At 44.4% G+C, this 14,860-nt stretch carries 15 protein-coding genes and 1 other RNA gene; 7 read left to right on the top strand and 9 right to left on the bottom strand.

The features are described from left to right. Positions 1-163 precede the first annotated feature (163 nt). The 7 genes from ACOCLE_RS16455 to ACOCLE_RS16425 all read right to left on the bottom strand — a co-directional run bounded on the left by ACOCLE_RS16455 (position 164) and on the right by ACOCLE_RS16425 (position 5,687). On the bottom strand, positions 164-1,198 hold the full coding sequence (locus ACOCLE_RS16455) for an IS481 family transposase (RefSeq protein ID WP_419533178.1): 1,035 nt from the start codon (positions 1,196-1,198) through the stop codon (positions 164-166). 101 nt (positions 1,199-1,299) lie between these two features. Then, positions 1,300-2,523, bottom strand: coding sequence for a tyrosine-type recombinase/integrase (locus ACOCLE_RS16450; protein ID WP_419533392.1), 1,224 nt, complete (start codon positions 2,521-2,523; stop codon positions 1,300-1,302). A gap of 232 nt (positions 2,524-2,755) precedes the next feature. After that, a non-coding RNA gene (gene ssrS, locus ACOCLE_RS16445) (6S RNA) lies at positions 2,756-2,935 on the bottom strand. Between the two features lie 87 nt (positions 2,936-3,022). Continuing rightward, positions 3,023-3,328, bottom strand: coding sequence for a cell division protein ZapA (locus ACOCLE_RS16440; RefSeq protein ID WP_419533391.1), 306 nt, complete (start codon positions 3,326-3,328; stop codon positions 3,023-3,025). After that, positions 3,325-3,534 (bottom strand): TIGR02449 family protein, encoded by a 210-nt coding sequence (locus tag ACOCLE_RS16435; protein ID WP_419533390.1) that lies wholly within the window; start codon positions 3,532-3,534, stop codon positions 3,325-3,327. The genes ACOCLE_RS16440 and ACOCLE_RS16435 overlap by 4 nt, the downstream gene beginning before the upstream one ends. 272 nt (positions 3,535-3,806) lie before the next feature. Then, positions 3,807-4,415, bottom strand: coding sequence for a hypothetical protein (locus ACOCLE_RS16430; protein ID WP_419533389.1), 609 nt, complete (start codon positions 4,413-4,415; stop codon positions 3,807-3,809). A gap of 492 nt (positions 4,416-4,907) precedes the next feature. Then, positions 4,908-5,687: a class I SAM-dependent methyltransferase gene (locus tag ACOCLE_RS16425; protein WP_419533388.1), complete on the bottom strand. Its 780-nt coding sequence runs from the start codon at positions 5,685-5,687 to the stop codon at positions 4,908-4,910. 122 nt (positions 5,688-5,809) lie between these two features. On the opposite strand from ACOCLE_RS16425, the gene ACOCLE_RS16420 reads away from it, so the two are divergent. The 5 genes from ACOCLE_RS16420 (at position 5,810) to ACOCLE_RS16400 (ending at position 11,367) form a co-directional block, all read left to right on the top strand. Beyond that, a complete protein-coding gene (locus ACOCLE_RS16420; RefSeq protein WP_419533387.1) occupies positions 5,810-6,418 on the top strand; it encodes a UPF0149 family protein in 609 nt (202 codons plus the stop codon). A 45-nt stretch (positions 6,419-6,463) separates the two neighbouring features. After that, a complete protein-coding gene (gene ubiH / locus ACOCLE_RS16415; RefSeq protein ID WP_419533386.1) occupies positions 6,464-7,690 on the top strand; it encodes a 2-octaprenyl-6-methoxyphenyl hydroxylase in 1,227 nt (408 codons plus the stop codon). 38 nt (positions 7,691-7,728) lie between these two features. Then, the gene (locus tag ACOCLE_RS16410; protein ID WP_419533385.1) at positions 7,729-8,946 is read left to right on the top strand and encodes an FAD-dependent oxidoreductase; all 1,218 of its coding nucleotides are present in this window, start codon (positions 7,729-7,731) and stop codon (positions 8,944-8,946) included. A 108-nt stretch (positions 8,947-9,054) separates the two neighbouring features. Further along, positions 9,055-10,302: a histidine phosphatase family protein gene (locus tag ACOCLE_RS16405; protein WP_419533384.1), complete on the top strand. Its 1,248-nt coding sequence runs from the start codon at positions 9,055-9,057 to the stop codon at positions 10,300-10,302. A gap of 249 nt (positions 10,303-10,551) precedes the next feature. Then, complete coding sequence (locus ACOCLE_RS16400; protein WP_419533383.1) at positions 10,552-11,367, top strand: hypothetical protein; 816 nt, start codon at positions 10,552-10,554, stop codon at positions 11,365-11,367. A 192-nt stretch (positions 11,368-11,559) separates the two neighbouring features. On the opposite strand, the gene ACOCLE_RS16395 is transcribed toward ACOCLE_RS16400, so the two are convergent. After that, positions 11,560-12,426 (bottom strand): hypothetical protein, encoded by an 867-nt coding sequence (locus ACOCLE_RS16395; protein WP_419533382.1) that lies wholly within the window; start codon positions 12,424-12,426, stop codon positions 11,560-11,562. Positions 12,427-13,149: 723 nt separating this feature from the next. On the opposite strand from ACOCLE_RS16395, the gene ACOCLE_RS16390 reads away from it, so the two are divergent. Next, positions 13,150-13,542, top strand: coding sequence for a hypothetical protein (locus tag ACOCLE_RS16390; protein ID WP_419533381.1), 393 nt, complete (start codon positions 13,150-13,152; stop codon positions 13,540-13,542). A gap of 164 nt (positions 13,543-13,706) precedes the next feature. After that, positions 13,707-13,928 carry a DUF2835 family protein gene (locus ACOCLE_RS16385; RefSeq protein WP_419533380.1) on the top strand — a complete coding sequence of 74 codons (222 nt, stop codon included), beginning with the start codon at positions 13,707-13,709 and terminating at the stop codon, positions 13,926-13,928. Here the strand turns inward: ACOCLE_RS16385 and ACOCLE_RS16380 are convergent. Next, positions 13,925-14,821 (bottom strand): LysR family transcriptional regulator, encoded by an 897-nt coding sequence (locus ACOCLE_RS16380; RefSeq protein WP_419533379.1) that lies wholly within the window; start codon positions 14,819-14,821, stop codon positions 13,925-13,927. The genes ACOCLE_RS16385 and ACOCLE_RS16380 overlap by 4 nt on opposite strands. Between the last annotated feature and the right edge of the window lie 39 nt (positions 14,822-14,860).

Genomic DNA, 14,860 nt, shown 5'->3' with positions numbered 1-14,860 from the left:
ATGCTTGGAGGTACTTATTGTCAGCTTCACAGAAAAAATCAATAAGATCAGCATAGAGCTGAAATGCTACACGCATTAAGAGCATCAATGATGCTTGATTTGTAGAAGTTCAGACCTGACCTGACAGTTACCGATTTTCAAGAAGGTGTCTGTCAGGTTAAATTCAGGCTATGAACTTTTCCTTCCAGATCTCTTTCCCATCAATCAGTGTTTCTATCGGCGTTCTCCCGTTGCACTGCTTACCTTGATGGGTACGCTCAGTATTGTAGTGAATTAACCATTCGTCCAGATCTGACTGAATCATCTCAATACTCGTATACAGCGTCTTTCTCAATGCAGGTTGATAAAACTCCTGCAGAATCGTTTTATGGAAGCGTTCACAGATTCCATTCGTTTGTGGATGCCGGGTTTTCGTCTTCGTATGTTCAATGTCGTTCACCGCCAGGTAAAGTTGATAATCGTGTTGATCAGCACGACCACAATACTCTGTACCTCTGTCTGTCAGTATTCTGAGCACAGGTAGCTCTTGAGCTTCATAGAATGGCAACACGCGGTCATTGAGCAGGTCTGCAGCCGTAATTGGGGTCTTTGTCTTATAGAGTTTGGCCTGCGCTACCTTGGAGTAAGTATCAACATAAGTCTGCTGATAAACGCGGCCAACACCTTTAAAGGTTCCAACATAGAAAGTGTCCTGTGAACCAAGGTAGCCAGGGTGCGCTGTGTCAATCTCACCACTGGCCTCATCATCCAGCTTCTTGCGCTCAAGTGCCCTGACCTGGGACTCGGTGAGAATGATTCCTTCTCGAGCCACTTTCTCTTCAAGGGCTTTGAGGCGCAGTTTGAAGCTTCCCAGATCATTTCTTAGCCAGATGCTTCTCACACCGCTGGGAGAGACGAAGATACCTTGCTTGCGAAGTTCATTGGAAACACGGGCCTGCCCATGGGCAGGATCTTCTACCGCATACTCAAGAACCGCTTTTTCAACAGCGGGGTCTACTCGGTTTTTGAGGTTTGGAACTCTTCGGCTTTGATCAAGAAGTGCTTCGACCCCACCTTCATCAACAGCATCCCGGTAACGATAAAATGTATCTCTGGAGACACCCATGGTTTTACAGGCTTTAGAGATGTTTCCGAGCTCATCTGCAAGGTTCAGTAGCCCGACCTTGTGCTTGATGATTTTCTGGTTGGTGTGAATCATAAGGGTCACCTTTAATGATTTAGATTTCAGTGAACTCACCTTCTTTCTAAATCGGTAACCCTTTTCTTTTGATGAAAAGAAAATGTCAGATTAAGTCTGAACTACTCCACTTGATTGTATACGGCTTTTATCCCAGATTTTGAATGACCTGTCATGATGCTTGTTATATCGGAACTTACTCCCAAATTTCCCAGGGTTGTTTCAATAGAGCGTCTGAAATCATGATTGATTTTGTGACCTAGTTGATAATATCTGCGGTACTCTGTTATTACATTATGATAGTTTCGGTCAGATGAGGGACCTGTTTTTTGCCTCTGCCATCTATTGTCAATGAAGGCATTCTGCTTGCTACCAAAAACATGGGTGTCATTTCCAAAGCCGTCAACGGCTTCCTGTATAGTTTTGATAAACTGTTTAGACATAGGAAGCTTGAGAGGTTCCTTTTGCGATTGAGTTCGACCCTTCTGGTTTTTCAGTCGTTCTGCAGGAATTGTCCATATTTCACTGTCAAAATCGAACTCTTTGATCTCGGCATGCATGAGTTCAGACCTTCGTACACCTGACAAAATTAGTGCTTTTTGTATCAAATAGAAGTCTTTTCCAATCTTTATATCATCAGGGTTTGTCAGGAGGGTTTTTATTTCGCCCATGGTGTAGTATTCCTTCCTGACGCTCTTCTGGCGTTCTATTGTCACAGCTGAAAATGGATTTTTATTGATCCAAAACTGCTTGACTGCATGGTTGTACATAATGACCGCAAAGCGTATCGTGTCTGCTATTGTCTTTTCAGTGATGTTTCCACTTTCCCTCATTCCCTTCACAAAATCTTGAATCTTTGCGACGGGTATTGATTCAGCTTTATCATTTTTGAAGACTGGTAAGAGGTGATTTTTGATCCTGTTATAAGCTTTGGGATTAATATTATTGGGTTCAATGTGCTTGTTATAATAGTCATTGACCAATTGGGAGAAAGTCATCCCTGGTTGATGCTCGATGATGGCATCTTCACCCATAACCTTCTTGTAAATATTGGCGCGAACTTCGTTATCAAGGATATCTTTACCATTCTTTCTGGCAGCTACAGAGAGTTGATGAAGTTGTCTTGCAAAATCTAATGACAGGTCGGGATAATCACCATATTCGATACGTGATCGCCTGTTTCTGTGTTTATCAATAAAGCGCCATCCAAAACGCTTTCGACCATTAGGAAATATCCGGAGTAAAAGACCTGATGAGTCTCGGAGAATTGTTTCTTTTTCAGGTGTCTTGAGCTTGCGGATTTTCGCATCTGAAAGACTTTCACTCTTTGCCACTAGACCTTCCATAAAGCTTATTATTCTTAATTCATTTAAACACTATAGACTGTAGGAGTGAATAGGGCGTTTGGTATTTAAAGAAATACGGGCATTTCTATGGGTCTTTTCATTAATATTGTATGTAAATAGTGTACTGAATGGGTGATATGTACTGCATCAGATGAAGTGGATTTGATGGGAATATTTTTCTCTATCCAATTGAAATATTTATAGAATGTTGGCTATGAGAGGGAATGGGCGAAACCTCCCCACCCTGCCGCTGCCACGTTTGCCCGTGGCCGTAACGGTCACGGTGGGGACTGCTGAGGTGAATCGGGCTTTCCGCTACGAGGCGGACCTGCACTCCAGCACCTGCCAGGAGCCCCCTGGGTAGTATTATCGGCTCGGGACGTATGGTGACTGGCGAACAGGCCAGGGAGGTTTCAACGGCATTATATCGACAATTGAGAAGATGTCTGCAAGTTTTTTCAGCTATTAGTTTTCGTGAAAATCACAAAAGGTTATCAGCTTACCGCTCGACAGCTGCAAGTGCCTGATCCAGCTTGCCCAGGAGCTGGTCAATATGTTCCTGAGTGTCCAGCTTTTCATCTTCATTCTGGCGGCGGCTCTGCATCAGCTCATAGCTAATGTTAAGAGCTGCCATAACGGCAATACGCTCGATACCAACCACTTTGCCCGTAGAGCGGATTTCGTGCATTTTTTCGTTCAGATAGCGGGCAGCCGTGTGCAGTGCGTCCTGATTGTCTTTGGGGCAGGCAACACGGTACTCCTTGTCCAGGATATGGACAGATGTGACTGACGATTTATCCGTCATGACTCATGCTCCAGAGACCTGAGACGCTGAATCATCGCTTCTACTTTACTGCGTGCAACGTCATTTTTTTCCATCAACTTTGCTTTCTCAGCTCTCCAGGACTGCTCCTGCTGCCGAAGTTGCCGATTTTCTGTGGTCAACTTCTGGCAAAGAGCAACCAGGTAGTTGATTTTCTGGTCGAGGGCGATGAAATCGGATTCTTTCATAGCTTCCCTGAATGCTCGGTTATTAGGGTTACTATAGCCTCTGGAGAAATTCAGAACAACGACTTAATGGTTGGCAACGTTTTATTTTTAATTCGTTTGGTAATATTTTTAATGAGGTAACCGAGATATACAGCAAATTAGTTTTCAACAAACAAGTAAGCCTGCGACGTTGTCACAGACCATTACATTTTAGAGATTAGAGAGGCGTTTGTACAAAGTAGAACCTTTTTACTACATCATAAGATACTTGGGGATAATATTGTCGATAGTAATCAGGTGTTGGCTGTTTGAATATTAATCTCTGCTTCAGGAGATAGAGGTACTTCAGACAATTCACCAGAGAGTGGCTGATCATCTCCAGAGGTGACCTTTACGGAGGGGATCTCATCATCATCTTCAGCAACTTTTTCCTCTTGGGCCTTCAAAAGTGGGTCAGATTGACTGGGTTCTTTAACATCACTCGGCTGGCCTGTTGATGAAGCCGTTGCAGCTTCGTCAGCCCCTTTTTGGCTCATTTCTTCAAGTTCCTTATCTTTAGGGTCAGCATTATTGGGGTCGCTGGGAATTGGTTGATGTTCAGAAGAGAAGAGCCTCTCTTTGTTCTGATATGCGCAATAGGCGGTCAATGGTATTCCTACCACTCCAGCAGTAACTCCAACAACAGTAAGGCCTATTTTCCAAGCAGGCCAACCACTTTCGCTATTACCTCCCTCATTAGGAATAGGTTCGGAACCATTAGTTGCGTTTGCCATGGCAAATGCTTTTTGAGAAAGGTAAATTGTTCCTACAGCTGCCATTTCTACTTTTTCCTTAAATGAAAAGGAGCTTGGTGATGGTAACGCCGAGACTGCATTGGAGATGGCCGATTTGACATTACTCATAATACCTATGTTACGGCCTCCAGCATTTGCATTGTTCTGTTGAGGAATATTTTGGTTAGCGTTTACATTGCCGGGATTATGGTTGAATATTTGCCCTAAACCTTGAAATATTATTGATTGTCCATGTAAAGTTAGAAAAAAATTAGCATCAAGAACAAGCGAATAAAACTCAGAAATATATTGATTGTTAAATATTTAGCTTGAATTTGATGCTGTTGAGAAAATTTAAGTCATGTTGTTGTTTATGTTTAAATATTTTTTTTCATTAGTTTGTTTTTTTATTGAATTATATTTGTTTAAGTTAATGGTCAATTTAACTTTGGTTTTTGTTTGGTTGGATTGTAAGATAGTTTTAATTGATGGTTTTCTTTTGGAAGAGTACTACAATCTAGTAATTGTCTCTGCAAGTTAAGCAATAATTTTATAAGATTTTCTGCTGCATGCTAATTTAAAATAAGGCCATTTCTCATGGTCGTTCGAATCAAAAAACAATTAAATAACTAATTGATCAGGCTTTCTAGCAACAATTCTTACCTGGTCTTTACTTCCATGACTCCATACTGGGTAATGTGGGGCCTCTCCCTGCTCGCAGATTTCAATAATAAAACCGGCATTTTTTATTAATGTCCCCAACTGTTCAGAAGTGAAAAAACAAAAATCCCTGTCGGGAATATTTATTTCATGAGCAGCCAAAACCGGGGCAGTAATTTCAGGGCAATTAAAATTATTCGCGGCTTGTGCAAGAAGGCTCAGATAATCCCGCTGGCAGGTAACGGTTAATGGGGATTGTTTATTCGCTTCTCGAACCTCTTTACTAAGGTTTGTGCTTTTTAACACTTCTACGTCACATGAACAGCAGGTAAGCAAAAGAGTCCCCCCTGGCTCGAGAATTCTATAAAGCGCATTGATTGATGGAATTACCTCGTCATTACTGAGGAAATGAAATACTTCTGCGCAAAGAATGCCGCAAAAGGCATTGTCTTCAAAAGGAATATTCTCTGGAAGTTTTGCCGCCTTACATAGGACCGTCTCCTGTTGAGTCACTGGTAAGCTGTGTAACCATTCTGAAAGATCTGGCTCCTTTATATCGGTCGCTACAATATCTGCGCCATTAATCAGTGCAGCATGGGTGTTGATTCCGTGTCCACACCCCAGATCCAGCAGTGGTTTATTTCCTTTCCAGCTGCTCAACCAACGATCCAGGTACACAACAGGGTTGTGAAATGTAAAACCAACTCCCAACTGGTTTTTTTCGTACAAGCTCTCTGACACGATAAGACTCCTGGCTGATTGGACCTAACAGAATAGACACTTTCAATATTTAAGGTGTTTGCCTAACAAGTTTGTCAGGGAAGTCTGTTAGAATCGCCTTCAAGTTTGACTCAGGAATAACGATGACAATGACTTTCTCTTCCCAGCCTGGCGATTTACCAGTATCCGTATCTTTTGATGAGCTTGCAGACCGACTGGCAGACCAGGGAGGTCTTAGTCACCCCTCAGAGGTTCATGGTTATTTATGTGGTCTGTTATCTGCGGGAAGCCAGTTGAGTGCTCAGCAGTGGTTGCAGCACCTTCAGGAGCAGATGGGGGATAAAACCTTTGATGAACCCACAGCACAACTGTTAAGTCAGCTGTTTGCCTATACGCGAAGTGAGCTTGAGTCCGGTAGCCTTTCTGTAACCCTGTTTCTTCCAGATGATGATGAGGCGCTTGGCCTTAGGACTGAAGCACTTGGTATATGGTGCCAGTCTTTCATCTCCGGTTTTGGTCAAGGGCTGGAAAATCGGCAGGTCAGTGAGATGGTGGAGGAGGTTCTCCGTGATTTTGCCGAGATCAGCCTGATTGAAACGGCAGATGAGAGTGATGAGACTGAGCGGCTGTACATTGAGGTCAGTGAGTTTGTGCGTCTGGCCTGGTTGAATATAGTTGCTGAAGTATGTGGTTTGCCAGAGACTTCCAGTAATGAAGCCGGTAAACAGGAAACGCCTAACACATTGCACTGAGAAACATAACGTATGGTTTCAGCTGATTATGATGGTGACCGGAACGTGGATCATTCTACAGAAAAGGTGGATTTTGATGTTTTGATCATTGGTGCCGGATTGGTAGGAACCAGTCTGGTGTGCGCGCTGGAAAAGGTGGTTAGTCGACAGGGGTTAAGACTGGCGCTGGTTGAAACCCATGACCTGAGCAAGGTGAGGGACGTACCGCCGAGTTTTGATGCTCGGGCCTCTGCCCTGTCATGGGGAACCCATCGTATATATCAGCAGCTGGGACTATGGGCTGAGCTTGCTGATCAGGCTGAGGCCATTACCGATGTTCATGTTTCTGACAGAGGCAGCTTCGGTGTTTCTCATTTGAAAGCAACCGATGAAGGGGTACCGGCACTGGGCTACGTGGTCAAAAATCATGTACTAGGGGATGTGCTACTAAACCGGGTGCGGGATTTCCACCAGAGTGGTGCGGTAACGATCTTTAGCCCGGATGCAGTGGAAAGCCTGCGTCCGGTTCCAGGAGGAATGATGGTTCGGCTGGGGCTCTCAGAGGTTTCAGCTTCGCTGGTTGTTCTTGCTGATGGTGGTCGTTCAGGTTTGATGGGGCAGCTGGGTATAGCGCTGGAGCAGCGTGATTACCAGCAGCACGGGGTGATTGCCAATATTGCTCTTGATCGCCCTCATCAGGGTATGGCCTGGGAGCGTTTTGCCGGTAAAGGCCCTATGGCATTGCTTCCCTTGACGAGTGATAGCCATTACCAACACAGAATGGGACTCGTATGGACAGTACCAGACGAGGAAGTTGATACGATTTACAATCTGGCAGACGATGACTTTCTGGCATTATTGCAGGAGCGGTTTGGTTATCGGGCTGGGCGCTTTCTGGCAGTGGGTAAACGGGATAGGTACCCACTAACCATGCGAATCGCCAAAGAACAGGTAAGACCTGGGCTCGTTATCTTAGGTAATGCTGCCCATGCCATACATCCGGTCGCAGGTCAGGGTTATAACCTGTCTATTCGTGACACCGTTGCATTGGCAGATAATATCTCGAACTCTCTGGCAAGAAAGGTGCCTGTGGGTGATCTTGGCCGGTTATTGGAGTACTGGCAACAACAGTATGGCGATCAGAATTTGACCAGTCAGTTTTGTGATGGTCTGGTTCATCTCTTCTCCCGTACCGACAGTACTTCTATCCTGGCTCGGAACCTTGGACTGGTAACATTGGATTATTGTCATCCGGTAAAGTCAAAATTTACCCGCAAGGCAATGGGGTTATAAACCACGATAAGCGGTGATCTGGTAAATAAGGATCAGAAATGCAGACATATGACGTCATTATTGCTGGTGGTGGCATGGTGGGCGCCTCGCTGGCTCTGGCTCTTGATCGATCTGGTATGCGGATAGCGCTGGTTGAGCAGCAGGCTCTGCTACCTGGTTCTCTCTCCAGACGTGGCCCCTGGCAACCCAGAGTCAGTGCCCTGACTGAGGCATCGGTAAAACTGTTTAAGTATCTGGGTGTCTGGGAGGACATGATTGCCCAGCGAGTATGTCCTTATACTGATATGGTCGTCTGGGATGGTGAGGGTACTGGAGAAGTAAGGTTTGATGCCAAAACTCTGCCGCAACAAAATCTTGGCTACATCGTTGAAAATGACGTGGTTCGTAATGCGCTTTTGCATAAACTGGCCAGCTCTAAGGTCCAATGCTACGGAGAACAGAGTCAAGTAGATTACAAACTTTCCGGTCAGGGGGGAGACGTCATTCTCGAAAGTGGAGAACCACTTTATGCTCAACTGCTTGTCGCTGCAGATGGGGCAAATTCTAATTTACGTCAACAGTCTGGTATTCCGGTTAACCAGAAAGATTACAGGCACCATGCGCTGGTAACGACGGTTGAGACGGAACTCTTTCACCATTACACCGCCCGACAGGTTTTTTTGGACTCAGGTCCTTTGGCATTTCTCCCTCTTGAGAGTGTTGATGGGAGGCACTACTGCTCCATTGTCTGGTCGCTTTTACCGTCAGAAGCGGATCGAATAGAGGCATTAAATGATGATGAGTTTGCCCGCGAGCTCCAGAGAGTTTTTGAGAGTCGAGCTGGAGAAATTCTGAAGGTTGATGAACGTTTTCGCTATCCACTGCGTCAGCGTCATGCCCGGCAGTATCATCGGCAGGGTATTGTACTGGTAGGTGATGCAGCTCATACCATCCACCCTTTGGCGGGACAGGGGGTGAACCTGGGCTTGATGGATGTGGCGGTGCTGACAGAAGAATTGATAAAAGCTACTGGTCGGGGAGATGACTATTTTGCACCACATGTTCTGGATCGATATCAACGTCGCCGAATAGGCCATAATTCGCTGATGATGACAGCCATGAGTGGTTTTCAAAATTTGTTTGGAGCTAATGACCTGGGTATTCGATGGATGAGGAATACCGGCTTGAAGCTGACCAATCGATTACCCTTGATGAAAGAAATGATTGTTGGTCATGCAATTGGGCTATCAAACGATATCCCCGAGTTTATTCGTTAAATCTCAACCGATCCTGCAATTTTTTTCTATCCTGACTGCTGGATATGATTATCAAGCAGGCAGGATATGAAATTTCAGACTCTTCTTGGACGCTGTCTAAAAAAAGTTATGGCTTTTGACTTTTGCTGGAAGTCTCTCAAGCTATATCTTATGTGTGACAGGAAGAGTACCTGGTTTCACATTAATCCATCGTTATCTTTCTTAAAACCCTATTTGATCATCCAGGCGGTACTTGGAATTAGTATGTGCTGTCTTTCCATTGATACCTCTGCTGTCGGGATTGAAATAGAAACGCCTGCTGATTATCTGATCAGCCTTGTCAGACACGGTGATCGCTCCCCCAGAGATCTTGGCGGAATGGCAAAATACTGGCCGATGGGGCCAGGTCAGTTAACGTCTGAAGGCCTTGAGCAGGAATACCTTTTGGGGAAAACGATCAGGCGGCGCTATTTCTCTGAAACCATCCCCGATTTCTGGTCACCAAAAGTCAGCCAGCATTTTGCCAAAGGCCTGGATCGTACGATTCAAAGTGCCAGTGCCTTATTGCAGGGGTTTTATCCTGAACAGTCTGCTGAAACAGGGTTGCCAGGCGGCATTCAAGTGCCCCCAGTTTATGCTTCGCCCCTGGCCCTTGATGATCTTTTTTCAGCACAAAGGTTATGCCCTGGGTATCTTCATAGAGTACAGGCACTTGAAAAAAGTGCAGACTGGTTAAGAAAAAAAGAGCAATACCGTGATCAGCTCGCTTTCTGGCTTGAGCTTAGTGAGAATGAAGGTAATGGCGATCTCTACTCTTTTATCCCTCTGATAGATCAAATTGCAATACATAGAATTCATCACTTACCCATGCCAAGAGGTATTTCAAACCAGGAAGCTGTTGAACTGGAGGAATTATTAAACTGGGTCGTGAGCCGAATTGTTGCAAATTATGAAATTGCCCAACTTATTGGTGCACCTTTAGCCAAAGCAATGATCAGGGATTTCAAACGTGTGCAGCAGTGTCTTGAAGAAAAAGGCAGCTGTCAATCCTGTCAACGTTGGACTCTATACTCGGCCAGTGACAGTAATTTATTGGCCATCATGACCATGCTGGGAGCTCCATCTGACAAAATTGTTGATTATGCAACACACTTTGGTGTCCAGCTGAATTGGAATGGCGGTCGTCCAGAAGTGACTCTTTCATTGAATCACAAGCCTTTTGCCGTGCCGGGGTGCGTAGGGCGCTGTTCACTGGATCAGTGGTTGGTTCTGCTTGAGCAATCGCTTCCAGATGACTGGGACTATTTGTGTGCCAGAGAGCGAGGGGGAATAAAATTTGAACCTTATATCCCCAAGGGCAGTGTGGCTAGCCGATAATATTTGATTATCTCTTTCCGAGTTTATGAAATCTCAATAAATTCAGCGTGTTACTGTTTTTGGTGCCATTTTTATGGATGGAAAAGTCTTATTCATGAAAAAGGCTTATGAACATAAAGGTCTTATTAAGAAGTTAATAAAATCAAGCTCTTCCAAGGAAACCTGAAAAAAAACTGAACTATATTTAATCCGTTTCGTCAAAACTGTACTGAATAACAAGTTCACCAGTTTCTGTAAAGGAGTAATTAAATGCGGAAATATTTTCTGGCGGCAGCATTGCCAGTGGTTGGAATCCTGATTTGTTTGCAAGGCTGTAATAAGGCTCGTGAGTGCCCTGAGGTCACCACTGTGGTTTATGAAGATATATCCAGTGCTGATAAAGGGGTTGAGTCTTATACATGCAGTAGTCTAGGCAAAGCCAGCTTGCTTGAGCAGACCTGGTGTGAGGCAAAAGATCAGTTTGAGCAACGTGGTCAATCAACCAGTTCTGATGACTTTCTGGTTTACCTTAAAGGGTTCCGTGAAGGCTACTCATTGGCCAGTCAGGCAGAGGATAGCCGGTTGAGCCTCTTTGATGAGGTTAATAGCCAATCTGAGCCTCCCTACGATATGGGCTATCGTGACGGCTATGTTGCCGTTATGGGGGCAATGGGTATTTTAGAGTACAACTGTACTTCAACAGACCTGGCCAGTGAATACAAAGATCGTTGGTGCGAAGCAGCAGATGCTTATCGCAGTTCTGGCTCTGGTAGTGATAATAATCCTTTTGTGAGGGAGCGGTTCATTGATGGTTATATGACCGGTGGACGTGTTGCCTTGACGATCCCTACTTCAATGGAAGCATTTTTTGGTGGGGAGAACCCTGAAGGTAAGCAGCCTGCGATTGTTCAGCCATCTGGTGATTTGAAGAGTACGGAGTTAGCCTTTTATAGAGGTTTTGATGTTGGGTATAAAGCAATGATTGATAGTATTCGTGAGTCTATCAATCAGGTAATGCAGCAGATGCAAATACCAAACAACATGGAATTTCCTGAAGGGCTGATGCCTCCACCTCCTGGGCAGTAACTGCCTTCACTTCCTGGCTGTCATGGACTTTAGCCATTTCTGGTACCTGTTATACAGCAGGTACCCGATTTTTCCTTAATCAAGCTGTTGTCTTTTTTGTTAGAGACTTCTATCGAGGGTAGAATTAAACTTACCCGCTGCTTCTGGTAGTTTGGGGATTTTGCCGGTGCGAAAGCTCTAAAGCCGTTTGTTTTAATCAAATATCATAATGTCCCGTCCATAAGCAATGAATTCATCAATTGCCGCCTCATCAATTTTCCCATCGGCTACATTCGCTCCAACAATGCCATCGCGCTCCATTACCCAGCTTTTGAAAGCTGCGGCATCAATCTCCTCATCATGCTCATTGGACATTTCCTGAAGCAACCTCGAAAGATTGTCCTGGGCTGTCTGATTTTCATCTAAACCAGAAATAACTCTTGCTGAGTCGCTGCCACAGAAGCGCTCAAACCTTGCTTCGAAACAGGGGTCAGAATCTCCAAATAGTTCAACCAGCATCTGAGGGTTTTGTTGAAACTCGCTCAAACGCTCACGACAGGTATCAAACATGAATTGCAAACCACCGACAACCAGTTCTGGGCTGGTGGGGTCCTCTTCTCGCGTTAAGTGCGCCAACAGGTCGGTTGTCTCTAACAAGAAGGATTGCTTTTCTTGGTTGGTAACATCAGCGCTAGTCAAGTATGCCTCAATCTCGGAAAAATTAGCCTCAGCTCGTTCAAAGCGATTCAGACCGTCAAGAGCATCGTTAATGCGATCGAGTCCAGAGCCTTCAAGTAGCTGTGATAAGGTAGAAAAAATCATTTCCTCATCATAACCACTGTCTGTTGAGCCTATTGAGACTGTACGAGCTTGAATGCGCTTTACTTCTTTATTCGAGTTATGTTCTTCCCTTAGCTGGTCTATAAACCGGTTATTTTGGTCGGTATCTACTAACTTGTTGATCTTTCGCCCATTCTTTTCTACTGCTTTTGGCTCAGGCCCATTGCTGGATTTGGCCTGTTGATCCTTTTCCAGAAAAAGGTTGTTTTTATAGGTCGCATTCTCAATCAGCCTTCCCATGGCATTTTCTCCGTCGCTTGGCAGATATAAATCTCAAATATAATTATAGTCTTGGCTCTGTTGATACAAGGGGGTTGCAATAAAATGTTGAGTTTTGTTGTGATATGGGAATAGCCTTATTAGATGATGAGTAATGGTCACAGATACTGGCAGTTTTACAACTTTCATACTCAACTAAAGGTAGGTTGTCCCAACAAGAGCAGAGGTTTTATTGAAGCTGCCCTGTGGATACTCAGAACTGGAGCTCAATGGCATCAATTAGCGAAAGAGTACAGTTTATATAGCTGGTTGTCGGAATGTGAAATCTCAATGTTCATCCCTCCGAAGGCCAGTTGTAAAGAGTTTCGGTACTGCGACTGGTGGCTCTTTAGAGTGCTATGGAATTGAGTGTGTGTTTGGTAATTTAAAACATTGCAGAAGAACTGCAACCCGCTTTGAGAAGAAAGTCATTAACTACACGAGAATGCTGGCATAGATAGCGCTCATGCTATGGTTGAGCTGATTATATCAGCAGAACCTGACTCCACCCTCTTGATATTGAGAATTAGTTCACGGAACAGCTATTTCATATCTGGAAATTATCACTTTGTTGACTTCAGTTATGTTGGTGAGAAATTTGCTTGATGTAAGATCTCTGTCGTTTTTATGGTGAATGACACTCTGATTGATCGGTATACGTGTAGGTGATTGCGTGCTTCCTTGGTCAGTGGTCGAGAGAAGAACATGACAAGTCTAAAAAGCATCCTGATATTTACTTTACTGTTGGCTTTCTGGCCAATGATTTATGTCTCTTCCTGTTATCTTGCATTGGATGAAATCGGCCAACTCGCCATCCATGAACTCTATAACTTTATTCCACTGGGTGTTATCAGTGGATTAGCTGTGATTATTCCTCTGTGGTGCAGACGATACACTCATTGTCTGCTTTGGGGATTGTCTGGATTCATCATTGCTGCCCCCATTTCTTATTTTGCCAGCCTGTATGGTGGTCTGGTTTTGGAACCATGGCTTTCTGCAACTGTTCTGGGAAGCTTACCGGTACTGATTTTTACTTATATTGGCTATAAAGTTGGAGAAAAAGTCCAAAGTTATTCAAATGGATATTCATTTGGTTAAATCAGAGGACGTGATCCATCGATACTGATGCCGTCAAAATCTATTTTTTACTGCAATAACCGCAATTTAGCCTTGTTCTATAACCCTTGTGAGAGAAGGTTGCTAAACTAAAAGAAGCCTTCTTTTAACGATTATTCTGAATAAGAAACACAAAGGTTTGAACAATGCATAAGGCTGTGTTTTCCGTAAAACTAAACTCTGATCAGGTTCTTCAGTACTATAAAGGGCAGAAGAGCTCGGTAAGAGTCCGTACTGAATCAGGTCAGACAATGAGTATCCCCTACGACATCATGCTGAAATTTGTGACTAGAGAGGGCATTTATGGTCGTTTTGAAATTACCTATGGGGATGATGGAAAGTTTCTGGATCTTGTTCGTCTAAGCTAATTCCCGTCAGCCTCACTTTGGCAGCATTTTTTGAGGATCATTGCTAATTTGTGTGCTGCAGGACCAATATAGTTCGAGTCAGGAAAGACCATATACAGCTGGACATTCCGGCTATTACTGAGCTTGGTATCTAACCGTTTGATAACACCCTCTTCAAGCTCCTGCTGAATATGATGGGTTGGTAGCCATGCAAACCCAAGTCCCTGTCTGACAAGCCTTATCGAAGAGCTGATGTGGCTGACTGTCCACCGCTCTTCGGCTCCAAGCCAGCCAGCATCAGCTTCCCTTTTTATCCCTGAATCACGAATAACGATTTGCCGATATTGTTTTAGTTCTCCCTCACTGATTGCTTGATCACGCTGAGCCAGAGGGTGACTCCTGTGGGCGAAAGGCGCAAAATTAATGGATAACAATGGTTCTCCTAGAAAGCCCTGAGGAACGATGCCTGTGATAACAATATCGGCTTTGCCACTGACCAGCATGTCAGTTGTGCCGGACAGGACTGATTCAACAATCTCCAGGCGTGTATGTCTTGAAATGGGAGAGAACTGATCTAGCGCCTTGATTAACAATGAGTTAGGAAAGATGACATCGACTGCCAGAGTAAGCGTTCCCTCCCAGCCTTCTGAAAGACTTTCTGCCACTTTTTCCAAAGCGTCGGCTTCTTTAAGCAGTGTCTGTGCTCTTCTGAGCATGACTTTACCGGCTTCAGTCAATACGGCTTTTCGCCCCTTAATCTCCAGCAGTTCAATACCCAGCTGACGCTGAAGCTTGCTGATAGCATAACTGATGGTGGACTGGCTTTTGAAAATGGCTTTTGAAGCCTGGGCAAAGCCTCCATGTTCTACGACTGCCTGAAGCAGACGCCACTGATCAAGTGTTACCTTTGACATTTTTATATCTAATAAATCGATGGTTTTATACGGTATTTT

Source organism: Endozoicomonas sp., from assembly GCF_965196975.1.
Taxonomy (GTDB): domain Bacteria; phylum Pseudomonadota; class Gammaproteobacteria; order Pseudomonadales; family Endozoicomonadaceae; genus Endozoicomonas.
This window is presented reverse-complemented; position numbering and strand designations above follow the sequence as displayed.